The sequence below is a fragment of the Martinezella tropici genome (assembly GCF_003287875.1).
Classification (GTDB): Bacteria; Pseudomonadota; Alphaproteobacteria; order Rhizobiales; family Rhizobiaceae; genus Rhizobium; species Rhizobium tropici_C.
Window position 1 is genome coordinate 229,152 of sequence record NZ_QMKK01000044.1, and the last position, 26,313, is coordinate 255,464.

Here is a 26,313-nt window from a genome sequence, read left to right on the forward strand (position 1 = left end):
TGTGGAATGGCCGCCAAAACGAAACCGGCCGCGCCAGGCGCGACCGGTTCAAACTCATAACCGACAGTTTGAGTAGCTCAGTTGCCGCCGAAGGCAGTCTGCAGCAGGGTCAGCTGTGCTTTGACGCTGTTCTGGTTATCGGGAACCATCGCAGTCTCGGTCGGGCGATAGATCTCGCGGTCGAGCAGGGCGACGCGGTTCTGCAGGCGCAGCGAACGCTCGACCAGATCGCGGAAAGCTTCCGGCAGATCGTTCCAGCCCGGAGCGCTGCGGTCGACATTGAAGCCGTCGAGACGAACCTTGTTCTTTTCGGCCAGCACCTGGTCGCGTGACATTTCGCCATTGTTGACGGCGCGCTGCAGCAGCAGCCAGGAGGCCATCTGCATGAGGCGGGTGGTCAGCCGCATGGATTCGGCGGCATAGAGCACGGACGCCATGCGCGGCAGAACCTTGGAGGCGGCGCGGCCCTGGCCGTCGAGATAGCCTGCGGTTTCCTCGACCAGCGACATGCCTTCAGAATAAAGTGCCCTGAACTGCGCCGACGATGCGGCATGGCCAGCAAAGCTGATCGTGTTCAACCCAAGTTCCGACATCGAATAAATCCCTGCTTCACGCAACACTTTTGTTCAGGAAAAGCCGGTCAAGTCCCTAAGAGCTTTCGGCATCCGCTTTTATGACTTTAGGATGCTGGTTTTAACTGAAATCCGCAAGGCGATTCTTAAGAAAGGGTTAATCTCCACAGTTTCGATGGAAGCGGTGTTACAAGATGAAAAAAGAAGAGCCGCAAAAGCGGCTCTCAAGGTAAAACAGGGAGAAAAATCAGACCAATTCGCCAAGTGGAGGAACTGTCTGAGTCCAGAGCGAATCTGGATGATCATAGTAATATGTCGTAAAGCTTAATATTCGGTTGAGCATGTATTGATTCCGGGCTCGGCCGTACGGATTTCATGCTGTCGCCACGCGCCTGGAACAAGGGCTTCAGAAACGGAAGAGGCTCTCCGCCGCCTTTCGTCCGGATGCCTTGGTTTCGATTTCCTCTTGCAGCCGGGCGATCTCGCCCTCAAGCAATGCTATGCGGTTTTTCAGCTCGTCCACCGATAGCAGCGATAGATCGCTGCCGATTTCATGGGCTGACGGCTGTTGCGGACGATCATCATCGAACAAGCTCATTTCGGCTCCTCCTTTCCCTTTTGGGGGATCAGGTGCCGTAATTTACAGTTATATCGTCCTTTTTTGAAGTCTCGCTCCGCGCGAGCGCCATGCTCTCGGGCGTGATCATCTGCGCATTGGCTGAAGGCATGGTCGTATAGGCGTCGCGATCGCCCGCGGGCTTGGCGGCGCGCATACGGCTGCGGAAGATCGAATAGGCCGTGATCAGCACATGAGCGATGGCTGTCACGAAGAACAGCGCATAGGGGCCGATGGCGGACATGACCGGTCCGCCGAGCGTCGGGCCGATGATGGTGCCGATGCCGTAAAGCAGCAGCAGGCCACCGGAAACCTTGACGAAATCTTCCGGTGCGGCGAAGTCGTTGGCGTGGGCAACCGCGATCGGATAGAGGGTGTTGGCCACCGAGCCATAGATTACCACCATGCCGATCAGGAAGGCGGGACTGCCGGGCTGCACCAGGAAGAGCAGCAGGCCGTCGAGTGCGGCAACGGCGGCCATGCCCGCCAGCACATAGCGTCGGTCGATCCGGTCGGAAAGGCGACCTGCCGGCAGCTGCATGACGGCGCCCGCAAAGATGGTCAAGCTCATCATCAGCGCGATATCGCTTTGGGAAAGGCCGGCATTGGCGCCGAAGACGGCGCCGAGCGTACCATAGGCGCCGTTGGCGATGCCGACGAGGAGGATGCCAATCGAGGCGACGGGCGAATTGCGGTAGAGCGCCTTCAGGTCGAGGCTGACGGCCTTGAGCGGCTGCGGGGAGGCGGCGGTCGACAGCGTCGTCGGCAGCATGGCGACGCAATAGCAGATGCCGCACATCATGAAGAGGATGGGCGTGTGGATGTCGGCAAAGGGCACCATCATCTGGCCGGCAACGGCGCCGATGAGGGTGATGCCGATATAGAGCGAGAAGATCGCGCCGCGGCTCTCATTGGTGGCGCGCTCATTGAGCCAGCTTTCGATGATCATCGAGGTGCCGGCGGTGCAGAAGCCGGTGACGGCGCGCAGCGCCACCCACCAGATCGGGTCGACGATAATGCCGGTCAACAAGGCGATGATGGCGATAACGGAGATGAAGCCCGAAAAGGCGCGAACATGGCCGATGCGCCTGACCAGCTTCGGCGCAGTCAGGCAGCCGAGCACGAAGCCGGTGGCCCAGGTCGTACCGAGCAGACCGAGCGTCGTGGTCGCATAGCCTTCGGCGGTGCCGCGTACGGGCAGCAGCAGGCTGTGCAGGCCGTTTCCCGTGAAGAGGAAGAGCGTGCCGAACAGCAGAGCGAGTACGGGCAAAATATTTCTTTTCATGCTCCCCACCTTCGTGCGGCTCCGCTTAAGGAACCGATAAGACAGGATCCCGCCCTGCCTGTTTTCAGTATTGATTGTGTCCCGGATTGCCGCTATCGGCCTGTAGAAACAGTCTGTTGGCGCGGAAAGATGTCCGTCCTGTGGCGATTACAGCATGAACGCGAAAGCTATGCAGCGGTTTTTGGTCGCGGCGGCTCTCACTCTTGCGAAAATGGGGAAAAAGAGCGTGACAAAAGCCATAGCGGTGCTGCTTCTGCTCGCCATGGCGGTGCACATCATCAAGCCGCTGGGGCTGCCGGGACTGAAGCGCAGGGCTGATTTCTGGAAGATCGCGATCTTCGCCTTTGCCATCTGGACAGTGGCGTTGGTCATCAATGAAGTATTTTAGGCGTTGCAGGGCGGGATTCGGGCTTTCGGCGGGCCGCTCGTGGCAGCCTAAAGCAGGACCTCGCCGCGCATGACGTGGACGCTGCTGCCGGACAGCAAGACTTCATTTACCGTGCCGGCAGTTTTCTTGACCTCGACGCCGATGAGGCTGCGTCTTCCCATCTCCACGCCCTGCTCGATGGTGATCTTCACGTCCGCATCCCGGGCCGGCAGCAGTGAGGTGAGGTAGGCGCCGAGGGCGGCGGAGGCGCTGCCGGTCGCTGGGTCCTCCGTCACATTGTCGAGCGGCGCAAACATGCGGGCGCGGATTTGCCACGGATTTTCAGCTGAGCGCAGGTAGAGAAAGAGCGAGAAGCCGGTCTTGTCTTCTTTGTGCCGCGCGGCCGCTTCGGCAAATACAGCCGCGTTCGGCCTTGCCTTTCCAAGCGCCTCGAGACTGTCCAGTTCGGCAAAGGCAAAGGGCAGGCCAACTGAGGCGAAGGTCGGGGCATGCGTGGTTTTACGGATCGATCGCGGATCGATCTGGACGCAACGCGCAATCAAGTCATCGGCAATCGTTTCGCCGATCGTCAGGCTCGCCGGCGCGCGTATGCTTGTGCTTGTAACGGCGCCATCGGTGCGCAATAGCGTCACCTCCACCAGGCCGGCATCCTCCTCGAAGGTCAGCCTGTCACCTGTGGGCTTTCCGAAGATCCCCTGCTGCTGGCCGAGAACGAAGGCGGTGCCTACATTCGGGTGGCCGGCAAAGGGAATCTCAGCCGTCGGGGTGAAGATGCGAACGCGCGCAGTGTGATCGGACTTTTCGGGTGGCAGCACGAAGGTCGTTTCTGAATAACCGAACTCGGCTGCGATCTTCTGCATGGCCTCGCTGCTGAGGCCACGGGCATCGGGGATGACGGCCAGCGGATTGCCGACGAAACGCTCCGATGTGAAGACGTCGACGGTAACATAGGCAACGGTGTTCATGGCAGCCCCCAGAGCTTCGGTAGATCTGTGAGGATTTAGCCGCTGGCCGGCTGGTGCTGGAAGTGGGAACTTGTGCCGGTGACAACTTCACCAGCGGTCACCATCGAAGGTCTGGCTTCCGTATCAGCTTTAAGGCCCCATCACGCGCTGGCGATTGCTTTAATTGCTCTGGAACTGTTTGAGCACGCTGGACCAAAGTTCGACGAGCTCGGCACTGCCGACATCGCCGGGCTTCGCACGTACTGCCGTGTGAACGAGTACCAGATGCGTTGCCGGATCGACGAGGATGCGCTGGCCGGCTCGGCCGTCCAGAAAGAACGTTCGGCGCGGGCCAGGCATCAGCCAGGTTTGATAGCCGTAGCCCCATGGGTTCGTCTCATGATTGACTGCGAGGAACGAGCCCTGCTTGACCGGCTGCGTCGCATCGAGCAGCCACTGGCGGGGTATGATCTGCCGGCCGTTCAAGGCGCCGTCATGCGCGAGCAGCAGCCCAAAGCGGGCGTAGTCGCGAAGTGTCGCGCTGAAGCAGCAGTAGCCGACTTCCTGGCCTGTTCTATCGACCTGCCAGTTCGCGCTGGCTTCCGCACCCATCGGCTGCCAGATGCGGGTCTGCAGATAGTCCGCCATGCTCATATGAGTGGCGTGGGTGAGGACGAGGCTCAGTCCCTCCGTATCGAGATTGCTGTAGTGCCAGACCGTATCGGGAGGCGCGACCCGCTTGTTGAAGCGGGATATGGCTGTAATGGGGTCGAGCTTTTCCGGGCCAAGCAGTGAATTGCTGAGATGAATATTGTCGTCGGGGTTGCCGAAGTTCTCGGTGAAGGCAATGCCGGAGGCCATGCGCAGCAATGCGCGGATCGGCGTGGCGCCCATCTCCGTGCCTTTCAGCTCCGGCACATAGGTCTCGACCGTATCGTCGATCGAATGAATGGCGCCCTCGGAAATCGCAATCCCGATCATCATGCCTGTCAACGTCTTCGCCAGGGATTGCGAAACGAAGCGGTCGTGATCGTTGCGGCCGTATTGATAATGTTCGAACAGGATCGTGTCGTCGTGTGCAATCAGCAATCCCGTGGTGGGATTGGTGTCCAGATACTTCGACAACGAAGCGGTTTCGGTGCCGAAGGTGAACTTGATTGAAAGTTCGGAAGGGGCTCGAAGCAATGGCAACGGGTGCTCGGCGGCTGCGATCGTGTGCGTTGGTGCGAGCTGATCGGCGTGACTGAAGTTGCCGATCATGTTCTTTTGTTCGCTCAGCGGCAGACCGACGGGATAGCCGAGTTTCTCGCCGTAGGCCTCTGCGTCTGGCCCGGTCGGTGAGAAGACGGGAACAGCCGACTGAAATTGCTGGGCGCGAGAAATGTTTATTTGTGCAACTAATACTACAGCAAGAACAGCAACAAAGCTGCGCCAAGCAAGCATATGGCAACCCCTCTATTTGGCCCGTTTATTACAAGTGGGACAACCAGTGCCGCGTTTTCGTAACATCCATTTGACATGGTTTGTTTTCCGATATCACGGCAAGCCTATTCTTGTCATTGGGACAGATGTGACTTGCTCTGTTCTGAACGTCCGGCTGGATATTCCTCGAAAGCAAAAAACCCCGATCGCATCGCGATCGGGGTTTTTCGTTCATTCGAATACTCAAGCGGTTCAGCTTTTCAGAGCGTCATCGAACTGCTCTATCCCATTGTTTCCACGCGATTCCGGGAAAATTGCAGTGCACTTTCCCCGGAATTACTCCAGCTGATATCAAGCAGCCTGTTCGCGATCCTTCGTCCAGCTGCCCTTGGCGGCGAGATAGTTCATCTCGGCGCGATGGGTGAAGGCGCGTTGGCCGGCTGCGACGTTCTCGGCCTTGCCGCCCCAGGCCTTCAGCGCGCTGTCCTGCAGGGCGCGGCCGTAGGAGAAGGTCACGTGCCAGGGCAGATCGTAACCGGAGTTGATCGCGGAGAGATGGGCGGTTGCCTCTTCCGTCGACTGGCCGCCGGAGAGGAAGGCGATGCCGGGAACGGCTGACGGAACGGTTTCCTTCAGTACCTTAACGGTGCGTTCGGCGACCTGCTCGACGGAGGCCTTGCGGACCTTCTTGCCGTCGATGACCATGCTCGGCTTCAGGATCATGCCTTCGAGCTTGATGCGGGCTTCTGCGAGCTCCTGGAAGACGATCTGCAGCGTCCAGCGGGTGACTTCCTCGCTGCGGTCGAGGCTCTGCGTGCCGGGTTCGCCATCCATCAGCACTTCCGGCTCGACGATCGGGACGATCTTGGCCTGCTGGCAAAGAGCGGCATAACGGGCGAGCGCGTGGGCGTTGGCCTTGATGGCGCCATAGGTCGGCAGCGTATCGGAAACGGCGATCACGCCGCGCCACTTGGCGAAGCGGGCGCCGGCTTCATAATATTTCGCCAGGCGGTCGGCGAGGCCGTCGAGGCCTTCGGTGACGGTTTCGCCGGGGAAGGCGGCGAGCGGCTTGGCGCCGACATCGACCTTGATGCCGGGAATGCTGTCTGCAGCCTTGATGATATCGACGAAGGGGGTGCCGTCCGCTGCCTTCTGGAAGAGGGTTTCCTCATAGAGGATGACGCCGGAGATGTACTTCTTCATGGCGTCGTCGGAGCGGAAGAGCATTTCGCGATAGTCGCGGCGGCTCTCTTCCGTTGATACGAGAGAGATGGCGTCGAAGCGCTTCTTGATCGTGGCGGTGGATTCGTCCGCCGCCAGGAGGCCCTTGCCACCAGCAACCATCTTTACGGCAATGTCTTCAATTCGTTCGCTCATTTTGTTTCTCCAAGGCGATTTCAATCGGCGACAGGATCAATATAGATCGGCGATAACAGAAGTGTAGAAGGAGGGAAATGGCTGGCTAACTAATTGAAACGATTGAAATGATTTCAACCGTTTGAAAGTTTTGGACGCTATCCTAGCACTCATGGAAAAGCCGCGAAAGCTTTAGCTTTCGCGGCTTTGATCAATCATCGCGAAGAGGTTTTCTTACTTGCCGTTCTGCAGAACGGCGACGCCGGGAAGAACCTTGCCTTCCATCCATTCGAGGAAGGCGCCGCCGGCCGTCGAGACATAGGTGAAGTCGTCGGCAACGCCGGCGTGGTTGAGTGCCGAGACGGTGTCGCCGCCGCCGGCGACCGAGGTCAGCTTGCCGGCCTTGGTGCACTCGGCAGCATATTTGGCGACCGCGACGGTGGCGGCATCGAAGGGAGCGATTTCGAAGGCGCCGAGCGGGCCGTTCCAGACCAGCGTCGTGGCGCGGCCGATCCAGCCATTGACGGCTTCGACCGACTTCGGGCCGACATCGAGCACCATGGCATCGGCGGGGATGGCGTCGATCGCCACGACCTCGTTATCGGCTCCGGCCTTGAATTCGCGCGCGATGACGCCGTCTTCCGGCAGAACGATCGCGCAGCCGGCCGTGGCGGCTTCGATCATGATCTGCTTGGCGGTGTCGGCGAGATCGTGTTCGCAGAGCGACTTGCCGACATTGGTGCCGCGCGCGGCGAGGAAGGTGTTGGCCATGCCGCCGCCGATGACAAGCGCATCGACCTTCTTCACCAGGTTCGTCAGAAGGTCGATCTTGGTGGAAACCTTGGCGCCGCCGACAATGGCGACAACCGGGCGGACCGGATTGCCAAGACCCTTCTCCAGGGCTTCGAGCTCTGCCTGCATGGTGCGGCCCGCATAGGCCGGCAGCAGGTGGGCGAGGCCTTCCGTGGAAGAGTGGGCGCGATGCGCGGCGGAGAAGGCGTCGTTGACGTAGATATCGCCATTGGCGGCAAGCGACTTGGTGAAGGCGGCGTCGTTCTTTTCCTCTTCCTTATGGAAGCGGGTGTTTTCCAGCAGCAGGATGTCGCCATTGTTCATCTTGGCAACGGCATCGGCGGCCGGAGCGCCGATGCTATCGGAAGCAAAGAGAACGGCGTGGTCCAGAACTTCTTCGACCGCCGGTACGATCAGTCCGAGGGACAGATCCGGGGAGGGGCCATCCTTCGGACGGCCGAAATGGGCAAGCAGGATGACCTTGGCACCCTTTTCCGACAGTTCGAGAATCGTCGGAGCGACACGTTCGATGCGGGTCGCATCGGTGACCTTGCCATCCTTGACCGGCACATTGAGGTCGACGCGCACGAGCACGCGCTTGCCGGTGATGTCGGTGAGATCGTCGAGAGTTTTGAAGGCTGCCATAGGAGGATCCAATGTTGTTGGTGGCGAAAAGTGCGCCGACCATACTACGGATGATCGGAGACGCAAGGCCATTCAGGCGTCGTTTTTTCCGGCATTTGAATCGTTTGAAACGCTGGCTTCCGGGTGCTCCCGACGCTTCTGCAGGTGAGCGCGGATGCTCTTAAAAATATCGTGGAGATTGATGAAGATCGGCATCAGAACAGGCGGCTCCACCGCTTCGAGCGACATGCCGACCGACTGGATGTGGTCGCTCTCGTCGAGATCGCGGACGATCAGAATGATCTCGCCCAGGCGAACGCGATCCGCATAATCGGCCTTGCCGCCCAGGCGATGGCGCATGAGTTCGGCGATGGTAAGCCCCTTCTCCTGTTCGCTCAGCAGGCCCGGCCCATAGGCCGCATCGAGATCGGCGGCGGGGCGCAGCGGCGAGATCGAGAAGGCGCCGAAGAACTCGGCATCGTCGGGATCGACCGGGGCGCGGCTGGCAAAGAGGCGGTCGAGAAGCCGGGAATAATTGGGCGAGATGAAGAGATAGACGATATCGTTTTCGCGCAGGCGACCGGCATATTGATAGCGCATGGATTTGCCGTCGCGCACGACGAGCGAAGGCATTGCCCAGCGCGGTATACGTTCGCCGCGCAGGACCGGGCTGTCCTTTACGACACGATAGGAGAGGAGTTCGTGGTTGACGGTGCCGGGCAGGTCGACCTCGACCTTGTCGATCGCTCCCATGCGCGGGGGAATGATGAGGCCGAGGCGGCGCGCCATGGGTTTGATGGTCCAGCCCTGTACGAGCAGCGACACCAGCACGACGATGAAGGCAACGTTGAAATAGGTCTGGCCTGATTGCAGGTTGCCGAGGATGGGCATGATGGCCAGCAAGATGGAGACGGCGCCGCGCAAGCCGACCCAGGCGACGAAGCCGGTCTCGCGCTGGGTGTAATCGAAGGGCAGCAGGCAGAGCCACACGGCGATCGGTCGGGCAATGAAGATCAGGAAAAGAGCCAACGCCACGGCGGGTATGGCAATGGCCGGAAATTGCGACGGCGTGGCGAGCAGGCCGAGAACGAGGAACATGATGATCTGCGCCAGCCAGGTCATGCCGTCCTGGAAGCGCTTGATCGAGGCTGAGGCCGGCATCTTGCGATTGCCGGCGTAAATGCCGGCGACATAGACGGCCAGGAAACCGCTGCCGCCGACAGCGCCGGTGAAGGAGAAGACGAGGAGCGCCAGCGCCAGCACGAAGATCGGCGTCAGGCCGCGATCGGTCTCCAGCCGGCTGACGATGAGCACGATCATCATGCCGCCGAGCAGGCCAAGGACGACGCCAAGCCCCATCTGCTGGATGAAGGTGGCGAGCATGGCGAGATTGATGCCGGCATAGCCTTCGCCGCTTGCGAGCAGCTCGACCAGGGCGAGCGTCAGGAAGATCGCCATCGGATCGTTGGTGCCGGATTCGACTTCGAGTGTCGAGCGCACCTTGTCGCGGATATTGATGCCGCCGATGCGCAGCAGGAAGAAGACGGCCGCGGCGTCCGTCGAAGCGACGATAGAGCCGAGCAGCAGCCCCTGCAGCCAGGTAAAGCCGAGCAGCCAGGTGGCGGCAAGGCCGAACAGCGCCGCCGTGGCGATGACGCCGACGGAGGCGATCGTCAGCGCCGGTGCCGCGGCAAGTTTGAAGGCCTGGATCGGCGTGCCGTAGCCGGAATCGAAGAGGATGATGGCAAGAGCCAGCGAGCCGAGAATATAGGCGAGATAATTGTTGGAGAATTCGATGCCGAGCCCGTCGGTGCCGGCGGCAAGCCCGATCATCAGGAAAAGCAGCAGCAAGGGTGCGCCGAAGCGGAAGGCGAGGAGGCTGGAAAAGGCCGCAATGAGAACAAGGACCGTGCCGACCAGCACGATGACGTAAAATGCCTCCACCTTGTCTTCCCCTTTCCCTGCGCCGCTGGGCCAAAAGCCCGGAATGCGGAAGTCCCTTCGTCATCCCATCATGCAGTCTTGCCGGTCATATTGGCAAATATGACCTTATTCAGAGGAGAGCTTTACGACTGAAGCCCACTCTGACGGTTGCGACGGCGTGGTGTGATGCGCTTTTGCCAGAACGGCGAAGCGGCTTGGAATGCCCTGGGAGACGTCCTGTCCAAAATTTATTGGTAAATCTGGACCATAGCAGGGCAGGGAGAACAAAGATTGAGGCGTTTTGAAGGGCAATTGCGGTTGGGCCAAAAGGTTTGTGCGTGGATCCTCGGGTCAAGCCCGAGGATGACGATGCTTGAGAATAGGCCAAAGACACATAGCGACTTGGGAGATGCATCTCAAAAAACTATCGTTTGTCCGCGGTCCACCTCGAAAACACGTCATCCTCGGGCTTGACCCGAGGATCCAAGCACAAGCTCGTTGCTTGCTGAATGAGCAAGAGTAACGATACCGCAGCTCAAACATCCACGCGCCTGAAATAGATCGGATAATCGATCACCAGCCCATCCTCGTCCACTGGGAGGTCGACGCTGAAATCCCTGTCTTCGGCGGCGTAGCGATAAAGTTTCTCCGGCACGATGCAGGTATAATGCTGGCCGTCGCGCGCCGGCTCGAACGTGTCGAATGGGATATAGAGCATGGAAAGCTTGGCGGTTCCGCTTTCCGGCGTCATCTCCAGCCGGCGGATCGGCAGGCTGTTTGTGAAGGGCGAGCCGTAGAGATCGATATCGATGCAGCCGTCGAATTGCGGCAGGGCCACGCCATCCTCGGTACGCCAATGTCCCTTGCCGTCCGAGACCAGCGCGAGACGGCGTCCATCGGTGGCTTCGACGGAGAAGGAAAGAACCGCCCAATGGGTGGAGCAATCGATGCGGTAGTAAACGCCGTAGGGCGTGCCGCCGCGGGCACCAATGATCATGCCGGCGGCGCGGATGGCCGCGGCGCCGGCATGATCGAGAGGGGTGATCGTCAGGTGTTCCAGCCCGTCTCCTTCCATGGGACGCCAGCGGACTGTCGTCGGAAGGAGCGGGCGGAAGGCCATGATCAGATCGTCTTGGCGAAGGCGACGGCCGTGTCGGACATGCGGCTCGAGAAGCCCCACTCGTTGTCGTACCAGGACAGGACGCGCACGAAGTTGCCTTCCATGACCTTGGTCTGGTCGGTCGCGAAGATCGACGAGTGGCTGTCATGGTTGAAGTCGCGTGAAACCAGCGGCTCGTCGGTGTAGCCGAGGATGCCCTTCAGCTTGCCGTTCGATGCAGCCTTGATGGCTTCGTTGATTTCACCGACCGTCGTTGCCTTCTTGGCCACGAACTTGAAGTCGACGACCGAGACGTTCGGCGTGGGAACGCGGATCGACGTGCCGTCGAGCTTGCCCTTGAGGTGCGGCAGAACGAGACCGACAGCCTTTGCGGCGCCCGTCGACGTCGGGATCATGGACAGGGCTGCGGCGCGGGCGCGGTACAGGTCCTTGTGCATGGTGTCGAGCGTCGGCTGGTCGCCGGTGTAGGAGTGGATTGTCGTCATGAAGCCATGGTCGATGCCGACAGCGTCATCGAGAACCTTGACCACCGGCACCAGGCAGTTCGTGGTGCAGGACGCATTAGAGATGACCAGGTGCTCCTTGGTGAGCTGGTCATGGTTGACGCCGAAAACGACGGTCAGGTCAGCGCCGTCGGCAGGAGCCGAAACGATGACGCGCTTGGCGCCGGCCGTCAGGTGAGCGGCGGCCTTGTCGCGGGCGGTGAAGATGCCTGTGCATTCCATCGCGATGTCGACACCGAGATCGCGGTGCGGCAGGGTTGCCGGGTCCTTGATCGCCGTGACCTTGATCGGCTTGCCGCCGCCAACGATGATCGTATCGCCTTCGACCTTCACTTCGGCGGGGAACTTGCCGTGGATGGAATCGTAACGCAGCAGGTGGGCGTTGGTCTCGACCGGGCCGAGGTCGTTGATGGCAACGATCTCGATGTCGGTGCGGCCGGATTCGACGATCGCACGCAGGACGTTACGGCCGATGCGGCCAAAGCCGTTGATAGCAACTTTTACAGTCATTGAATGTCACTCCCGTTCACTCAGGGTGTTTATCTATTGGATTTGAGAGCGCTTGTCAGCGCCCTCAGGAAAGCTTTGCCTCAGCGGCGGTGACAACGGCCTCCGTCGTGATGCCGAAGTGCTTGTAGACGTCCTTGTAAGGAGCGGAAGCGCCGAAGCCCTTCATGCCGATAAATGCGCCTTCAGGTCCGATGAAGGCATCCCAGCCTTCGCGAACGCCGGCTTCGACGGCAACCTTGACCGGCGAGGTGCCTATGACATCCTTGCGGTAGGCGTCCGGCTGCTCGAAGAAGAGTTCGGTGCAGGGAACGGAAACGACGCGCGTGGAGACGCCCTTGCCTTCGAGAACGGCGCGGGCGGCAACGGCGAGTTCGACTTCGGAGCCCGAAGCGAAGATCGTCACCTTGGCGTCGGCATTGCCGGCCAGCGTGTAGGCGCCGAGTTCGCAGAGGTTCTTCTCGCTATATTCCGTACGGGCGGCCTGCAGGTTCTGGCGGGTCAGCGCGAGACCGGACGGACGGTTCGTCGTCTTGATAGCGATCTGCCAGCATTCGGCCGTTTCAGTTGCGTCCGCCGGGCGGAAGAGCTGGAAGTTCGGGATGGCGCGCAGGCTGGCGACCTGCTCGACCGGCTGGTGGGTCGGGCCGTCTTCGCCGACGCCGATGGAATCATGCGTCAGCACGTGGATGGCGCGGATACCCATCAGGGCAGCGAGGCGGAGCGGCGGACGGCAATAATCCGAGAAGATCAGGAAGCCGCCGCTATAGGGGATGAGACCGCCGTGCAAGGCGATGCCGTTCATGGCAGCGGCCATGCCGTGTTCGCGGATGCCCCAATGCATGTAACGGCCGGAGAAATCGGTCGGGGTGATCGACTTCATCTGGCTGGTCTTGGTGTTGTTCGACGGCGTCAGGTCGGCCGAACCGCCGAGCGTTTCCGGAATGAAGCCGTTGATGACTTCGAGCGCGTCTTCCGAAGCCTTGCGGGTTGCGACCGTGGGCTTGGTTTCCGCGAGCTTCTTCTTGTAGTCGCTGATGGCGGCGTCGAATCCGGCAGGCAGCTTGTGATCGAAGCGGCGGGTGAATTCGGCCTTCTTGGCCGGGTCGGCTGCGGCAAGGCGGCCTTCCCAGGCTTCGCGGGTGCCGATGGAGCGTTCGCCGGCAGCGCGCCATTCACCGAGGACGTCATTCGGGATGACGAAGGGCTCGTAGGGCCAGTTGAGCGCGACGCGGGTCGCGGCAATTTCCTCGGCGCCGAGCGGCGAGCCATGGACCTTATGGGTACCCTGCTTGTTCGGAGCGCCGAAGCCGATGATCGTCTTGCAGGCGATCAGCGTCGGGCGGTCGGACTGGTGGGCGGCTTCGATGGCGGCGCTGATGGCAGCCTGGTCGTGACCGTCGATTTCGATCGTGTTCCAGTGAACGGCCTTGAAGCGGGCGACCTGGTCGGTGGAGTCCGAAAGCGAGACGGCGCCGTCGATGGTGATGGAGTTGTTGTCCCAGAACAGGATCAGCTTGTTGAGCTTGAGGTGGCCGGCCAGCGCGATCGCCTCATGGCTGATGCCTTCCATCAGGCAGCCGTCGCCGCACATGGCATAGGTGTAGTGATCCTGAAGCTCCGAGCCGAATTCCTCGCGCAGCTTACGCTCTGCGATCGCCATGCCGACCGCATTGGCAATGCCCTGGCCGAGCGGGCCGGTCGTGGTTTCGATGCCGGTGGCGTGACCATACTCAGGATGGCCGGCGGTCTTGGAGCCGAGCTGGCGGAAGCGCTGGAGCTCTTCGACCGTCATGTCGGGATAGCCGGTCAGATAGAGGACCGAATACAGCAGCATCGAGCCGTGTCCGGCCGAGAGCACGAAGCGGTCGCGGTCAGGCCAAAGCGGGTTCTTCGGATCGAAGCGCAGATATTTGCCAAAGAGAACGGTGGCAACATCAGCCATCCCCATCGGCAAACCGGGGTGACCGGAATTGGCCTTCTCGACAGCATCCATGGCAAGGAAACGGATCGCATTCGCCATCCGGTCGTGTTGTTCGCGAGAGTTCATGGGTTTTTCCGCAGTGTTCCGGGTTCGGGGGATGGCCGCACGCTTGGGAGGGAGGCCATCGGTTGAAAGGCGGATGAAAGCGACACTCTTCCGAACGTCATTTCCAACGTCGCCTCAGGCGGCTGAGACATAGCAGTTAGGGCGAGCAAGTCAACAAATCGAGGGCTCAATCCGACCCTCCAGCGGCAATTTTTTAACATTTGCCCGTTCACTTTTACAAAAGACGACAATGATGCGACAATGCCTGTGCAGCCGGAAAAGGCGGCATTCATCCACAGAATAGGGGGCCTGCCACATGGCAGCCTTTATTGACGTGCTGTTGCCGAGTTGAATATTGTTGCGAAATCAGACAAGTGGCCGGATGTTTTGATTCGGGCCTTGCGCGGAGAAGCGAAGGGTATGACACCTTCAGGCAAAACGGTGGACGCGGCGCTCGCTCAATTGCGCCAGGCACTCTCGACTTTGGAGAGCGCCGTCGACGGGCGGTTCGAGCGGGAACGGGCGCAAAGCGATATAGAAGGCGAGGTCCGCAGGGTTCACGCCGATCGTTCCCGCCTTGCCCAGGAATTGGACCAGGCCGAGTTCCGTGCGAACCGGCTCGAGGAGGTCAATCGGGAAGTGTCGCGCCGGCTGGTTACGGCGATGGAAACCATAAGAGCCGTGCTGGACCGCTGATCCCCTCGGGAGGCAGCCGTCGCAGCGCGGCAGTGATCGGAAAGTCGAATGGCGCAAGTAACGGTAACGATCGACGGCAAAGCCTACCGGATGGCCTGCGAAGAAGGTCAGGAAGATCATCTGACGGATCTCGCCAATCGCTTCGATCGCTATGTCATGCATTTGAAAAGCCAGTTCGGCGAAATCGGCGATCTCCGGGTCACCGTCATGGCCGGCATCATGATCATGGACGAAGTATCGGAATTGACCCGGCGTGTGTCTTCGCTGGAGGCCGAGCTGGAAACCCTGACCAGCAGCCGGGATACGACCGTGGCGGCCAACGCGCGCGCCGAGGAAACGCTGGCAAGCGTCATCGATGAGGTGACGGCGCGCATTCACGGCATTACCGAGAAGCTTCTCGCGCGGCCCGGCGCGGAACAGGCTTGAGTTTATTTCTGCGGATGCCAGCTGCGGCCCTCTGGTGCGACGACATAATCCGCTCTATATAGTTTTGGCGGTCTGCGCTTCCCGACAGGAACCACAATCCCTGGGGCCATACTCGATCCAAAGGGAGCTGTCCCTGACCAGGCCCGTGGGCCTGGACACACGGTGCCCACCTACGTTTGTAGGCACCCAGGATCGTAAACATCCATCGGTCGTCGTGGATCGCTCTCAAATTTTCCGGCTCAGGGCCAATTTTCCCAGCTGATTGCAAAGGAAGGCGCCGCGCAGTTCTGCCGCCGCGCTGACGCCACTCCTCCTCCCCTTAACTTTTCGACCGCAGATAGGCGCCACGCTCCAGTTCCGCCCGGTTCGTCGCGCTGCGCAGCCGCAGCAGGTCCTTGCGGGCGATCAGGCCGACGAGGCGGCCGGTCTGCGGCTCGACGACGGGAACGCGTCCCGTGTCGGCCTGGATCATGATATCGGCGACGCGTCCCACAGTATCGTCAGCATAGGCGACCGGGAGCGATGTATCCGAGATTACGTCATAGAGCGATTGATCCATGAGGTCCGGCTCGCTGTGCCAACGCAGAGCATCGGCGCGCGAGATCATGCCGACCAGGCGGTCATTGTCGCCGACGACGGGATAGAAGCGGTGCGCATCCGGCTGCTCTGTCATCCGGTGCAGCGCTTCCGACAGGCGCATGGCGGCAGGCAGGGTGTCCACCTTTGCGATCATGATGTCGCGGGCGCGGGTGAGCTCGAACGGGTCTATGCCGTATTCGCGGGTGATGTGCTGGCCGCGCCGTGCGATCTTTTCCGTCAGAATCGATCGTTTCAGCAGAAGGACGGTGACGGCATAGGCCGAGACCGTTGCCGCGAGCAAAGGCACCAGCGCGCCCATGTCTCCGGTCAGCTCGACGGCGAAGAATGTACCGGTGAGCGGAGCGCGCATGGTGCCGCCCATCATGGCCGCCATGCCGAGCATCGCCCAGAAGCCGGGATCGCCGGGCAGGGCAAGGCCGACGAGCCAGCCGAGCGCGCCGCCGAGGATCAGCAGCGGTGCTAGAACGCCGCCCGACGTGCCCGAGGAGAGCGCCACCAGCCAGATGCCCGCCTTGACAAGCAGGATCGCCAGCACTGCACCGACGGCGATATGGCTGTGCAAGAGATCGGCGATGATGTCGTAGCCGACGCCCAGCGCACGTGGTTCGATCAAGCCGCCGAGCCCAACGACGAGGCCGCCGAGGGCTGGCCACCACATCCAGTGGATCGGCAGCTTTTCGAAGGCATCCTCGATCTTATAAAGCAGGGTGGTCAGCAGGCCGGATTGCAGGCCCGAGACGATGCCGAGGCCGGCGGCGAGCGCGATGCCCCACCAGGAGAGCGACATCTCGAAATGCGCGGGGAAGAGCGGGCCGCTGCCGAGCAACAATGGACGCCAGATGACCGAAACGCAGGCGGCGACAGCGACTGGAATGAAGCTGCGCGGCTTCCATTCGAACAGCAGCAGTTCGACGGCGAGCATGACGGCCGCGATCGGCGTGCCGAACACCGCGGTCATGCCGGCGGCCGCGCCGGCAACCAGCAGGGTCTTTCTCTCGGCCGCACTCATATGAAAGAGCTGCGCGAAGAGCGAGCCGATGGCGCCGCCAGTCATGATGATAGGGCCTTCCGCACCGAAGGGGCCGCCGGAACCGATCGAGATTGCCGATGACAGCGGCTTCAGCATCGCCACCTTCGGCGACATGCGGCTGCCGCCGATCAGGATCGCCTCGATGGCTTCGGGAATGCCGTGGCCGCGGATCTTTTCGGAACCGTAGCGTGCCATGAGGCCGATGACGATGCCTCCGAGAATGGGAGCGGCGATCATCCAGGGCGAGCGTGCTACCATGGCGAAGGAGAGCGACGCGGTGCTGATCTTGAACAGCCAGAGGGCGTTGCTGACGAGCGCGATGAGATTGATAAGCCCCCAGGCGGCGAATGCGCCGCCGGTGCCGACGACAAGCGCCATGGCAATCAGCACCAGGACGCGCTTGTCCGTGGTGAAATCGCCATTGTCCTTGCGGGAAGCTCCGCCGGAGAAATCGCGACTGTGACTTTGTAAGGTTACAGTGTCCTGCATTTGCGCCTTCTGTTCCAGAGCATTTTCCTGTTCTCACGCATTCCGGACGGAAAACCGCTGCGTACTTTTCCCGGAATGCTCCAAGCGCGCGGCCGTCCTTCAGCCACTCCCCGCTTTGAGATGGCAAATATATCGTAATGCGATATAAATCAACTGAGGCGCGGTGCGATCTGCAAGATTCGTTTTCGGCACTATAGTTCCTTGATCTGGAGCACGGTGTTGCCGCAAAACCGCTGAAGATTTTGCGCGACATGCTTTAGGACCGCGGGCGGCGGCAATGAGGACGATTTGATGGTGCGACGTTTGGATGAAGCTCTTTCACAGGCGGATTACGAGGCGCTGGCGACGCTGCGCTATACCCTGCGCAAGTTCATGGATTTCAGCACCTCGGCTGCCCATGAGGCGGGTCTGCCGCCGCAGCAGCATCAGGCGCTGCTGGCCATCAAAGGGAATGGCGCCACCGAAGCGATGACGATCGGCATGCTCGCGGAAAAGCTGCTGATCGCGCCGCATACGGCGACGGAACTGGTTGGGCGCCTGATTGAGGGTGGCTATGTCACCCGCCATCCCGATCTCACGGACAAGCGCCGGCAGATCCTGCACTTGACGGAAAAGTCCGAAGAGGTTCTCCAAATGCTCAGTTCGATCCATCTGGTCGAAATCCGTGAGATGGCGCCGCGACTGATCGAGATTCTGACCCAGCTTCAGGCTGGGGTCCACAATGATTGAGGGCGCCATTGCCTGGTGATACCGGCAATGGCGCGAGGGATCATTGGCCCAAGCGGATACCGCCGTCGCAGATCAGCGTGTGACCGCTGGTGAAGCCGTTGCCGATCAGGAAGGCGATGGCTTCGGCGATCTCCCGTGGTTTGCCGACACGGCCAACCGGCGTGCGCGCAGCGAAGCCGGCAAAGGTCGGCTCCTTCTGTTCTTCGCTTAGGAAATCCCACCAGGGGGTATCGACGACGCCAGGAGAAACGCAGTTCACCCGGATGGGCTTGAGTTCGACGGCGAGGATCGGTGCCAAAGCGGCGATGGCGGCATTGATGGCTCCGAGCCCGGCGGTTCCGGGCATAGCCGCCTGCGCCGACACGGCGGAGACGAAGGTGATGCTGCCCTGTTTCGACAGATAGGGCAGGCAGGCCTGAGCGCAGGCGAAATGCGCCAAAGTCTTCTGCTCGAAGCCTTTCCTGACATCGGCAAGGTCGACCGTGGCGAAAGGGCCGGCGCCATTGCCGCCACCCAATGCCAGCACGAGATGATCGACCGGTCCGATTGTCTGGAAGGCCTCGCCAAGGCGGCCAAAGGCGGCCGCATCCATGGTGACGGTGGCAATATCGTTGTTGAGGTTTTGCCGAGCTGCCTGGAGTTTGGCGGCATCGCGCCCGGTAATGGTGACGCGATAGCCTTTTTCGAGAAGATGGGCGGCGGTCGCAAGGCCGATACCGGAGGAGCCGCCGATAATAGCGATGTGTTGAGACGACATGCATGTCTCCTTTTGAGGACAGAGAGTGATGGAAGGGTGTGGTTCAGGCGGTGCGGGTAAGGCTTTGGCTGAGTGTTCGCAGGTTCCGGCGCGCGGTTGGGTCATAGGCCTGGGCAATGGCGCGGGATGGGCGCAGTCCGTCGTAATAGAGGCCCGTATGGCCTTCCAAGCCGCTGCCGACAGCTAGATTGAGTATGGCATCGGCGCCCTGATCGACGGAGCTCAGCGGTGCGACACCCGCCTCACGCACCATGGTCGTGTCCATATAGGTTGCCGGATGCAGGCAGTTGACGGTGACGGCGGAGCCGGCGAGCTCCTCTGCCAGATCGAAGGTGAAGATGATCTGCGCCAGCTTGCTCTGGCAATAGGCGCGCACGCCGCTGTAGCCGCGGGTCAGCATGACATCGGAGAAGTCGATGGCTTGCTGACCGACCGAGGAAACATTGACGATGCGGGCGGGAGCGCTTGCCTTCAAGAGCGGCAGGAGCCGGCGCGTCAGCAGAAAGCCGGCGAGATAGTTCACGGCAAAGCGCAGTTCATGTCCATCGCGGCTCTCCTGGCGTCCACCGCCGCCGCCACTGGTGCCGATGCCGGCATTGTTGATCAGGACATCCAGGCGCTCATGGTCGCGTTCGACGGCATCGGCAAGCGCGCGGACCTCGTCCAGCGAGGAGAAGTCGGCGACATAGAAGACTGCATCGCCGCCCTTATCGCGAATGCCGGAGACCACTTCTTCCGCCCGCGCCCGGCTGCGGCCGTGGACCAGCACCTTGGCACCGGTCTCCGCCAATCTTTCGGCAACCCGCCGACCGACGCCATCGGTCGAGCCCGTGATCAGGATCGTCTTACCGCTCATATCCATCGCAACAGCCTCCATATAGCTTACGCCAAATACTTTGGCAGCTTGCGAAGGCGACAAACAGTTTCGACTTTATCCTAGTATTAATCCTGCTATGATGAGGCATGACCATCAATCAAAACCAAACCATCCTCGAGGCCCGGCGTCGTGAATTCGGTGCCTTCCTGCGCTCTCGCCGAGAAAAATTGACCCCGGCAAGTGTCGGGCTTCCGGCAGGGTTTCGCCGCCGCACGCCTGGGCTCAGGCGCGAGGAGGTGGCGCTGCTCGCCGGCGTCGGCGCCACCTGGTACACATGGCTGGAGCAGGGCCGCGACGTGCGCGCCTCGGCGGAGGTTCTTTCGGCGCTGGCCGACGCGCTGCGCCTTGATCCCGCCGAACGGCGGCATCTCTTTACGCTGAGCGACCGGCCGTCGGCGGAGGTTCCCTCGCACGGACCCGAGGATGTGCCGGCCGCGTTGTTGCACATGCTTGCGAGCCTTAAAGGTCAGCCTGCCTATGTTCTCGGCCGGCGCTGGGATGTGCTGGCCTGGAATGCTGCGGCCGTTGCAATATTCGGCGATTACAGCCGGCTGCAGGGCGATGCGCGCAACAGCATCCATCGGGTTTTCACCGATCCCGCCCATCGGCAGCTATTGGTCGATTGGGAGATCGTGGCGGCGAATTCGCTGGCGATGTTTCGTGCCGACAGTGCCCGTTATGCCGGCGATCCGGATTTCGAGCGGCTGATCGCCGCCTTGACGCAGGCAAGCCCGGAATTTCGTGTTTGGTGGCCGAGGCAGGATGTGCTGCGGCCGCTGACCGGTCACAAGCGTCTGCGCCATCCCGAAGGTGGCCTTATGACATTCGAATATACCGCGCTTGCCGTGATGGATCGGGTTGATATGAAGCTGGTGGTCTACACGCCACTCGACGAGGATGGATCGAGCGACAGGCTGGAGCAACTGTTGGGCCGAGTTGGCGTGGCATAACCCTTCGGCTTCCATCGAGCACAGCCATTACTCCGCTTTTCAACCTTCCAAATCGCTTTTCAGCCGATCGAGGATAGTGAGCGCATGGCCGGCATAAGCACTGATCCAGCGATCGTGGATCTGCTTGATCGGCAAGCTGTTCAGATGGTTCCAACGCTCGCGTCCTTCCTTTTTGGCGATCACGAGGTCTGCATCTTCAAGCACCTTCAGATGCTGCATTACGGTGCAGCGGTCCATATCCGTAAAAGCCTCGCAGAGCATGCCAGTCGTTCGCGGCGCATCCTTGAGCATATCCAAAATTTCGCGCCGGCGACGATGCGCAAGGGCCTTGAAGATGAGGTCGCTATGCTTCCGGCTTGCCCGCGCCAATCCTTGCTGGCGGCCGGTTTCATTTTTGCCTGGCTGAAGCCGCAGACGGGAATCTTGCCGAGCGACCCCGGCTCGGACGGTCTGTCGGGTGAGGCAATCCGAGTAGGTGGTACCGGCAGGTGACCGCGTCGCAGATTCCTGATAGGGAGCAGCATGCGGGGGAGTGGGAAGATCACTTTTGTGTGTGGATAAGCTTAAAAGCCGGGTGAATGACAAAATCCTTTAAATAATAACAGATTCATTGGTGGCGGAACGGGGCCTGCGCCAAAATTGCCTAAATTCAGAACGATGGGAGCGCGCGTCATACCGGGCCTGCTGAAAGAAGCGTATGCGGCAACACGAAGACACACTGCCGGTGTTACTGGATGTTCCCGATAATCAGGACCGGCAAAGGTCATTATAAACAGGTAGAAGATGTCGAGCCCAATCGATCTGGAAAATGCCGATGAGGAATTGGAAGAGCGTGGCGGTTTCGTCGGTCTGTTGAACCGCTATCGCGCGCTGATCGTCGCCCTTCTCACCGTCGCCGTCTTCTGCATCGCCGCCTATGCGATCTACGATCTGACCAATGAGGTGCGCTATGACGACGTCGTTCACGCCCTGACGACGACCAAGATCTCTTCGGTACTGCTCGCACTGCTGTTCACCGGCCTGAGTTTCGCTTCCCTGATCTTCTACGACCAGAACGCGCTTGAATATATCGGCAAGCGGCTGCCGTTCCCGCATGTGGCGCTGACCTCCTTCAGCGCCTACGCGGTCGGCAATACCGCCGGTTTCGGCGCGCTCAGCGCCGGTGCGATCCGCTATCGCGCCTATACCCGGCTCGGCCTCTCGCCAGATGACATCACCCGCGTCATCGCCTTCGTCACGCTTGCCTTCGGTCTCGGACTGGCCGCCGTCGGTTCGATCGCGTTGCTTGTCATCGCCGATGAGATCGGCCCGTTGATCAATGTCAGTGGATTGTGGCTGCGGCTGGTCGCCATTGCCATCCTCGCCGCACTTGCTTTCGTCGTCTATGCCGGCCGCAATGGTCGCGAGGTGCGCATCGGGCCGATCGCCGTCCGCCTGCCGGATTCGCGGACCTGGTCGCGGCAATTCCTCGTCACCGCTTTCGATATCGCCGCATCGGCCTCCGTGCTCTATGTGCTGCTGCCGGAATCCTCGATCGGTTGGCCCGGCTTCTTCGCCATCTATGCCATTGCCGTCGGACTTGGCGTGCTCAGCCATGTCCCGGCCGGCTTCGGTATTTTCGAAACGATCATCATCGCCTGGCTCGGCAGCTCGGTGAACGAAGATGCGGTGCTGGGTTCACTGGTCCTCTATCGCGTCATCTACAACGTCATACCGCTCGTCATCGCGATTGCCGCGATCTCCGTGGCGGAGCTGCGCCGCTTCGTCGATCATCCCGTCGCGTCGAGCATGCGCCGCATCGGCGCCCGTCTCATGCCCCAGCTGCTGTCTGCTTTTGCGCTGCTGCTCGGCATGATGCTGGTCTTTTCGAGCGTGACGCCGACGCCGGACCAGAACCTGATCGTGCTTTCCGACTATCTGCCGCTATCGCTCGTCGAAAGCGCGCATTTCCTCTCGAGCCTTCTCGGGCTTGCGATCATCGTCGCGGCGCGCGGCCTCAGCCAGCGTCTCGACGGCGCCTGGTGGGTCGCGATCTTTTCGGCGCTGCTGGCGCTGTTCTTCTCGCTGTTGAAGGCGATCGCCATCGTCGAGGCCGGGCTGCTCGCCTTCTTCGTTTTCAGCCTCATGGTCAGCCGCCGCCTATTCAGCCGGCCCGCTTCATTGCTCAACCAGACGCTTACCGCCGGATGGCTGACGGCGATTGCCGTCATCTGCATCGGCGCCATTGTCGTGCTGTTCTTCGTCTATCGCGATGTCGGATACAGCAACGAGCTCTGGTGGCAGTTCGAATTTGCCGACGAGGCGCCGCGCGGCCTTCGCGCAGCGCTCGGCATTTCCATCCTCTCCTCGGCGATCGCGATCTTCAGCCTGCTGCGTCCCGCGACAAAGCGCCTGGAGCCTGTAACCGACGATGCGGTGACGCGCGCCGTCGAAATCGTTCGCAAGCAAGGCGTGGCCGACGCCAATCTGGTGCGCATGGGCGACAAGAGCATCATGTTCTCTGAAAAGGGCGATGCTTTCATCATGTATGGCAAGCAGGGCCGCTCCTGGATCGCACTGTTCGATCCGGTCGGTCCGCGCCAGGCGCTGCCCGATCTCATCTGGCGCTTCGTCGAGGCTGCGCGAGCCGCAGGATGCCGTTCGGTATTCTACCAGATTTCGCCGGCGCTTCTGTCCTATTGTGCGGATGCCGGTTTGCGTGCCTTCAAGCTCGGCGAACTGGCCGTGGTCAACCTTGCCAATTTCGAACTGAAAGGCGGCAAATGGGCCAACCTCAGGCAAACCGCGAGCCGCGCGGTCCGCGACGGACTAGAATTTGCCGTTATCGAGCCTCAGGATATACCTGCAGTCATGGATGAGCTTGCCCATGTGTCGGACACATGGCTTGCCGATCACAATGCCAAGGAAAAGAGCTTTTCGCTTGGCGCGTTCGACCCGGATTATGTGTGCTCGCAGCCGGTCGGCGTGTTGAAGAAGGATGGTAAGATCGTCGCTTTTGCGAATATCCTGATGACGGAGACCAAGGAAGAGGGATCCGTCGACCTGATGCGTTTTTCGCCCGATGCCCCGAAGGGTTCGATGGACTTTCTGTTCGTGCAGATTCTCGAATATCTCAAGGAGCAGGGCTTTCAGCGTTTCAACCTCGGCATGGCACCGCTGTCGGGCATGTCGAGACGGGAATCGGCGCCGGTTTGGGACAGGGTCGGAGGGACTGTCTTCGAGCATGGCGAGCGTTTCTACAACTTCAAGGGGCTTCGTGCCTTCAAATCCAAGTTCCATCCTGAATGGCAGCCGCGCTACCTGGCTGTTTCGGGAGGTGTCAGTCCAATGATCGCGTTGATGGATGCCACATTCCTCATCGGAGGCGGACTTAAGGGGGTCGTGAGGAAATGATCTTGAAATACGCAATGTCGTTGGCTTTCGCCGGCATGGTGTCGCTGAGCCTTCTGGTATCGGGGCCGGCGCGCGCTGAGGCCGACGATGCCAAATATGATCTGGGCATGATCCCCGCGCCGCATATCATGCGTCCGCAAGGTAAGGTTACGAGCGAAGTCGTTCTGATTTCCGACCTTGCCGGCTGGAGCGACAAGGAAAAGGCGGTCGCCGACAAGCTCGTTGCCAACGGCACGCTGGTCATCGGCATCGATTATCCGTCCTTTCTGGCTTCGCTCAACAAATACGACGTCAGCCAGAACGACGGCTGCATCTATATCGTCGCGGATTTGGAATCGCTGAGCCAGCAGGTGCAGCGCTCCTTTGCCGACAGTACCTATCAGCTGCCCATCATTGCCGGCGTCGGCTCAGGCGGCGCCATGGCGCTGACCATTGCCGCCCAGACGCCGGATGCGACGATCGCCGGCACGCTGGCCGTCGATCCGACCGCCGGCATCGGTCTGAAACAGGAGCTCTGCACGCCGGCCGAGAAGAAGACCGATGGCGACATGGTGTCCTTCGGCCTGCAGGAAGGTGCGCTGCCCAACCCGATCCTCGTGACCTTCACGCCGAATGCACCGAAGGATGGACGCGACCATATCGAGGAGATCCAGAAGGAACATCCCGAGGTCCAGTCGACGGATTCGGGCAATGGCGATACCTATGCGACGCTCGAGGCTTCGCTTGCCGATCTGATGAAATCGATCGACAGCTCCAAATCGCCGCTTGGCCTTCCCCTCGATGTCATGGAAACGACGCCGACCGAAGATACGCTTGCGATCGTCTATTCGGGCGATGGCGGCTGGCGCGATATCGACAAGGAGGTCGGCAGCTATCTGCAGGATCAGGGCATCCCCGTCGTGGGCGTCGACTCGCTGCACTACTTCTGGTCGGAGCGGGATCCGCAACAGACGGCCGATGATCTTGCCCGCATCATCGATTTCTACACCAAGCGCTTCAAGGTCAAGCACGTGGTGCTGGTGGGCTATTCCTTCGGCGCCGATGTATTGCCGGCGAGCTATAACCGCCTGAAACAGGCCGAAAAGGACAAGATCGTCCAGATGTCGCTGCTTTCTCTGTCACAGAAGGTCGACTATGTGATCTCGGTCATGGGTTGGCTCGGCGCTTCGAGCCAGGGCAAGGGCGGCGATCCCGTCAACGACCTCAAGTCCGTCAATCCGAAGATGGTACAGTGCGTCTACGGCAAGGACGACGACGAGGATGTCGCATGCCCGCTGTTGAAGGGCACCGGCGCCGAAGTCATCGCCATGGATGGCGGTCATCATTTCGATGACGACTACGAGGCCCTGGCGAACCATATCATCAACGGCCTGAAGAGCCGCCTCGGCGAGTAGCATTCATGACGCGCGGCATGCTTGCTTGCCGCGCGTCCCATCCTGTTCCTTCCCGTTACCGCAGGCAGATGCCTTTTCCTGGATGCTCGGCGCAGCATTTGTTTGCTTCTTGCCGCGGCTGCCGCTAGTCGGAAGGATACATAGCATGAGTGCCGGTTTCACGCCGCCGCTCGCCGTCACATCCAGAAAGGTCCATCCTTGTCCGCTGCATCGTCCTCCGCCTTCACCAAGACCTATTCCGGTTTCCTGTTCGACATGGACGGCACGATCATCAATTCGATTGCTGCTGCAGAGCGTGTCTGGGGCAATTGGGCACGCGGCCAGGGTCTTGATGTCGAGAAGTTCATGCCGACCATGCATGGCAAGCGCGGGGTCGATACCATCGGCCAATTGAATCTGCCTGGCGTCGATCCGATCGCGGAGGCGCTGAAGATCACCGAAGCCGAGATCGCCGATGTCGAGGGTGTCATCGCACTGCCGGGCGCCGTCGATTTCCTTGCATCACTGCCGCCGGAGCGCTGGGCGATCGTTACCTCGTCGCCCTATCGGCTGGCGCTGGCGCGGCTGGACGCGGCCGGGATCCCGGTTCCGCGCTTCATGGTTACCGCCGAAGACGTGAAGGTCGGCAAGCCCGATCCGCAGGGCTATATTCTCGGCGCGCAGCGCCTTGGCCTCAGCCCATCGGAGTGCCTGGTGTTTGAAGACGTCTTGGCCGGCGTCAAGGCGGGCGAAGCGGCCGGTGCCGATGTGGTGGTCATCACCGCCACGCATTCGCATCCGATCGAGACCGGTCATACGACGCTGCAGAACTATGAGAATGTTCGCGCGCATGTGGACGGCGACAGAAAATTGTCGATCATCCGCAAGGACTGAAAGAGCTGACTTCCTTCT

The 26,313-nt window shown here is 60.8% G+C and carries 23 protein-coding genes and 1 other RNA gene; 9 read left to right on the forward strand and 15 right to left on the reverse strand.

Translation table 11 applies throughout. The features are described from left to right. Positions 1 to 77: 77 nt before the first annotated feature. From DQ393_RS19440 to DQ393_RS19450, 3 genes are all read right to left on the reverse strand, one after another. A complete protein-coding gene (locus DQ393_RS19440) occupies positions 78 to 593 on the reverse strand; it encodes a DUF1465 family protein (protein ID WP_112343370.1) in 516 nt (171 codons plus the stop codon). A gap of 385 nt (positions 594 to 978) precedes the next feature. Further along, on the reverse strand, positions 979 to 1,170 hold the full coding sequence (locus DQ393_RS19445) for a DUF1192 domain-containing protein (protein WP_112343371.1): 192 nt from the start codon (positions 1,168 to 1,170) through the stop codon (positions 979 to 981). Between the two features lie 28 nt (positions 1,171 to 1,198). After that, the gene (locus DQ393_RS19450; protein ID WP_112343372.1) at positions 1,199 to 2,473 is read right to left on the reverse strand and encodes an MFS transporter; all 1,275 of its coding nucleotides are present in this window, start codon (positions 2,471 to 2,473) and stop codon (positions 1,199 to 1,201) included. A 154-nt stretch (positions 2,474 to 2,627) separates the two neighbouring features. On the opposite strand from DQ393_RS19450, the gene DQ393_RS19455 reads away from it, so the two are divergent. Continuing rightward, entirely contained in the window at positions 2,628 to 2,861 is a 234-nt protein-coding gene (locus tag DQ393_RS19455) for a hypothetical protein (RefSeq protein ID WP_112343373.1), read from the forward strand. A 47-nt stretch (positions 2,862 to 2,908) separates the two neighbouring features. Here the strand turns inward: DQ393_RS19455 and DQ393_RS19460 are convergent, their stop codons facing one another. The 8 genes from DQ393_RS19460 to tkt all read right to left on the reverse strand — a co-directional run bounded on the left by DQ393_RS19460 (position 2,909) and on the right by tkt (position 14,102). Further along, the gene (locus tag DQ393_RS19460) at positions 2,909 to 3,826 is read right to left on the reverse strand and encodes a PhzF family phenazine biosynthesis protein (RefSeq protein WP_112343374.1); all 918 of its coding nucleotides are present in this window, start codon (positions 3,824 to 3,826) and stop codon (positions 2,909 to 2,911) included. Between the two features lie 159 nt (positions 3,827 to 3,985). Next, entirely contained in the window at positions 3,986 to 5,248 is a 1,263-nt protein-coding gene (locus DQ393_RS19465; protein ID WP_112343375.1) for a serine hydrolase domain-containing protein, read from the reverse strand. Positions 5,249 to 5,578: 330 nt separating this feature from the next. Beyond that, positions 5,579 to 6,604, reverse strand: coding sequence for a class I fructose-bisphosphate aldolase (locus DQ393_RS19470; protein WP_112343376.1), 1,026 nt, complete (start codon positions 6,602 to 6,604; stop codon positions 5,579 to 5,581). Positions 6,605 to 6,817: 213 nt separating this feature from the next. Then, a complete protein-coding gene (locus tag DQ393_RS19475) occupies positions 6,818 to 8,020 on the reverse strand; it encodes a phosphoglycerate kinase (RefSeq protein ID WP_112343377.1) in 1,203 nt (400 codons plus the stop codon). 72 nt (positions 8,021 to 8,092) lie between these two features. Beyond that, positions 8,093 to 9,943, reverse strand: coding sequence for a potassium/proton antiporter (locus tag DQ393_RS19480; protein WP_112343378.1), 1,851 nt, complete (start codon positions 9,941 to 9,943; stop codon positions 8,093 to 8,095). Between the two features lie 514 nt (positions 9,944 to 10,457). Beyond that, the gene (locus DQ393_RS19485; protein ID WP_112343379.1) at positions 10,458 to 11,042 is read right to left on the reverse strand and encodes a putative glycolipid-binding domain-containing protein; all 585 of its coding nucleotides are present in this window, start codon (positions 11,040 to 11,042) and stop codon (positions 10,458 to 10,460) included. Between the two features lie 2 nt (positions 11,043 to 11,044). Continuing rightward, a complete protein-coding gene (gap, locus tag DQ393_RS19490; protein ID WP_112343380.1) occupies positions 11,045 to 12,055 on the reverse strand; it encodes a type I glyceraldehyde-3-phosphate dehydrogenase in 1,011 nt (336 codons plus the stop codon). A gap of 64 nt (positions 12,056 to 12,119) precedes the next feature. Then, positions 12,120 to 14,102, reverse strand: a complete 1,983-nt coding sequence (gene tkt, locus DQ393_RS19495; RefSeq protein ID WP_112343381.1) for a transketolase — start codon at positions 14,100 to 14,102, stop codon at positions 12,120 to 12,122. A 399-nt stretch (positions 14,103 to 14,501) separates the two neighbouring features. Here tkt and DQ393_RS19500 point away from each other — a divergent pair, with 399 nt between their 5' ends. From DQ393_RS19500 to ssrS, 3 genes are all read left to right on the forward strand, one after another. After that, the gene (locus DQ393_RS19500) at positions 14,502 to 14,777 is read left to right on the forward strand and encodes a DUF4164 domain-containing protein (protein ID WP_015341018.1); all 276 of its coding nucleotides are present in this window, start codon (positions 14,502 to 14,504) and stop codon (positions 14,775 to 14,777) included. A gap of 48 nt (positions 14,778 to 14,825) precedes the next feature. Beyond that, entirely contained in the window at positions 14,826 to 15,203 is a 378-nt protein-coding gene (locus DQ393_RS19505; RefSeq protein WP_112343382.1) for a cell division protein ZapA, read from the forward strand. Between the two features lie 66 nt (positions 15,204 to 15,269). Next, positions 15,270 to 15,428, forward strand: a non-coding RNA gene (ssrS, locus tag DQ393_RS19510) — 6S RNA. 94 nt (positions 15,429 to 15,522) lie between these two features. On the opposite strand, the gene DQ393_RS19515 is transcribed toward ssrS, so the two are convergent. Then, positions 15,523 to 17,322 (reverse strand): chloride channel protein, encoded by a 1,800-nt coding sequence (locus DQ393_RS19515; RefSeq protein ID WP_112343383.1) that lies wholly within the window; start codon positions 17,320 to 17,322, stop codon positions 15,523 to 15,525. Positions 17,323 to 17,613: 291 nt separating this feature from the next. Here DQ393_RS19515 and DQ393_RS19520 point away from each other — a divergent pair, with 291 nt between their 5' ends. Then, the gene (locus DQ393_RS19520) at positions 17,614 to 18,051 is read left to right on the forward strand and encodes a MarR family winged helix-turn-helix transcriptional regulator (RefSeq protein ID WP_112343384.1); all 438 of its coding nucleotides are present in this window, start codon (positions 17,614 to 17,616) and stop codon (positions 18,049 to 18,051) included. Positions 18,052 to 18,091: 40 nt separating this feature from the next. Here the strand turns inward: DQ393_RS19520 and DQ393_RS19525 are convergent, their stop codons facing one another. Further along, positions 18,092 to 18,808 carry an SDR family oxidoreductase gene (locus DQ393_RS19525; RefSeq protein WP_112343385.1) on the reverse strand — a complete coding sequence of 239 codons (717 nt, stop codon included), beginning with the start codon at positions 18,806 to 18,808 and terminating at the stop codon, positions 18,092 to 18,094. 43 nt (positions 18,809 to 18,851) lie between these two features. Continuing rightward, complete coding sequence (locus tag DQ393_RS19530; RefSeq protein ID WP_112343386.1) at positions 18,852 to 19,670, reverse strand: SDR family NAD(P)-dependent oxidoreductase; 819 nt, start codon at positions 19,668 to 19,670, stop codon at positions 18,852 to 18,854. 101 nt (positions 19,671 to 19,771) lie between these two features. On the opposite strand from DQ393_RS19530, the gene DQ393_RS19535 reads away from it, so the two are divergent. Continuing rightward, positions 19,772 to 20,635 carry a helix-turn-helix transcriptional regulator gene (locus tag DQ393_RS19535; protein WP_112343387.1) on the forward strand — a complete coding sequence of 288 codons (864 nt, stop codon included), beginning with the start codon at positions 19,772 to 19,774 and terminating at the stop codon, positions 20,633 to 20,635. 39 nt (positions 20,636 to 20,674) lie between these two features. On the opposite strand, the gene DQ393_RS19540 is transcribed toward DQ393_RS19535, so the two are convergent. Then, positions 20,675 to 21,004 carry an ArsR/SmtB family transcription factor gene (locus DQ393_RS19540; RefSeq protein WP_432422009.1) on the reverse strand — a complete coding sequence of 110 codons (330 nt, stop codon included), beginning with the start codon at positions 21,002 to 21,004 and terminating at the stop codon, positions 20,675 to 20,677. Positions 21,005 to 21,418: 414 nt separating this feature from the next. Between DQ393_RS19540 and mprF the strand changes: the two genes are divergently transcribed. From mprF to DQ393_RS19555, 3 genes are all read left to right on the forward strand, one after another. Continuing rightward, positions 21,419 to 24,028, forward strand: coding sequence for a bifunctional lysylphosphatidylglycerol flippase/synthetase MprF (gene mprF / locus DQ393_RS19545; RefSeq protein WP_112343388.1), 2,610 nt, complete (start codon positions 21,419 to 21,421; stop codon positions 24,026 to 24,028). Beyond that, positions 24,025 to 25,422, forward strand: coding sequence for a virulence factor (locus DQ393_RS19550; RefSeq protein ID WP_112343389.1), 1,398 nt, complete (start codon positions 24,025 to 24,027; stop codon positions 25,420 to 25,422). Before mprF ends, DQ393_RS19550 begins: the two co-directional genes overlap by 4 nt. Positions 25,423 to 25,620: 198 nt before the next feature. Beyond that, entirely contained in the window at positions 25,621 to 26,295 is a 675-nt protein-coding gene (locus DQ393_RS19555) for an HAD family hydrolase (protein ID WP_112343390.1), read from the forward strand. The last annotated feature ends 18 nt before the right edge of the window (positions 26,296 to 26,313 follow it).

What these genes read in the sequence shown, in the direction of transcription:
- DQ393_RS19440 (WP_112343370.1), bottom strand. Translation starts at nt 593, where the DNA reads ATGTCGGAACTTGGGTTGAACACGATCAGCTTTGCTGGCCATGCCGCA.
- DQ393_RS19445 (WP_112343371.1), bottom strand. Translation starts at nt 1,170, where the DNA reads ATGAGCTTGTTCGATGATGATCGTCCGCAACAGCCGTCAGCCCATGAA.
- DQ393_RS19450 (WP_112343372.1), bottom strand. Translation starts at nt 2,473, where the DNA reads ATGAAAAGAAATATTTTGCCCGTACTCGCTCTGCTGTTCGGCACGCTC.
- DQ393_RS19455 (WP_112343373.1), top strand. Translation starts at nt 2,628, where the DNA reads ATGAACGCGAAAGCTATGCAGCGGTTTTTGGTCGCGGCGGCTCTCACT.
- DQ393_RS19460 (WP_112343374.1), bottom strand. Translation starts at nt 3,826, where the DNA reads ATGAACACCGTTGCCTATGTTACCGTCGACGTCTTCACATCGGAGCGT.
- DQ393_RS19465 (WP_112343375.1), bottom strand. Translation starts at nt 5,248, where the DNA reads ATGCTTGCTTGGCGCAGCTTTGTTGCTGTTCTTGCTGTAGTATTAGTT.
- DQ393_RS19470 (WP_112343376.1), bottom strand. Translation starts at nt 6,604, where the DNA reads ATGAGCGAACGAATTGAAGACATTGCCGTAAAGATGGTTGCTGGTGGC.
- DQ393_RS19475 (WP_112343377.1), bottom strand. Translation starts at nt 8,020, where the DNA reads ATGGCAGCCTTCAAAACTCTCGACGATCTCACCGACATCACCGGCAAG.
- DQ393_RS19485 (WP_112343379.1), bottom strand. Translation starts at nt 11,042, where the DNA reads ATGGCCTTCCGCCCGCTCCTTCCGACGACAGTCCGCTGGCGTCCCATG.
- gap (WP_112343380.1), bottom strand. Translation starts at nt 12,055, where the DNA reads ATGACTGTAAAAGTTGCTATCAACGGCTTTGGCCGCATCGGCCGTAAC.
- tkt (WP_112343381.1), bottom strand. Translation starts at nt 14,102, where the DNA reads ATGAACTCTCGCGAACAACACGACCGGATGGCGAATGCGATCCGTTTC.
- DQ393_RS19500 (WP_015341018.1), top strand. Translation starts at nt 14,502, where the DNA reads ATGACACCTTCAGGCAAAACGGTGGACGCGGCGCTCGCTCAATTGCGC.
- DQ393_RS19505 (WP_112343382.1), top strand. Translation starts at nt 14,826, where the DNA reads ATGGCGCAAGTAACGGTAACGATCGACGGCAAAGCCTACCGGATGGCC.
- DQ393_RS19515 (WP_112343383.1), bottom strand. Translation starts at nt 17,322, where the DNA reads ATGCAGGACACTGTAACCTTACAAAGTCACAGTCGCGATTTCTCCGGC.
- DQ393_RS19520 (WP_112343384.1), top strand. Translation starts at nt 17,614, where the DNA reads ATGGTGCGACGTTTGGATGAAGCTCTTTCACAGGCGGATTACGAGGCG.
- DQ393_RS19525 (WP_112343385.1), bottom strand. Translation starts at nt 18,808, where the DNA reads ATGTCGTCTCAACACATCGCTATTATCGGCGGCTCCTCCGGTATCGGC.
- DQ393_RS19530 (WP_112343386.1), bottom strand. Translation starts at nt 19,670, where the DNA reads ATGGATATGAGCGGTAAGACGATCCTGATCACGGGCTCGACCGATGGC.
- DQ393_RS19535 (WP_112343387.1), top strand. Translation starts at nt 19,772, where the DNA reads ATGACCATCAATCAAAACCAAACCATCCTCGAGGCCCGGCGTCGTGAA.
- mprF (WP_112343388.1), top strand. Translation starts at nt 21,419, where the DNA reads ATGTCGAGCCCAATCGATCTGGAAAATGCCGATGAGGAATTGGAAGAG.
- DQ393_RS19550 (WP_112343389.1), top strand. Translation starts at nt 24,025, where the DNA reads ATGATCTTGAAATACGCAATGTCGTTGGCTTTCGCCGGCATGGTGTCG.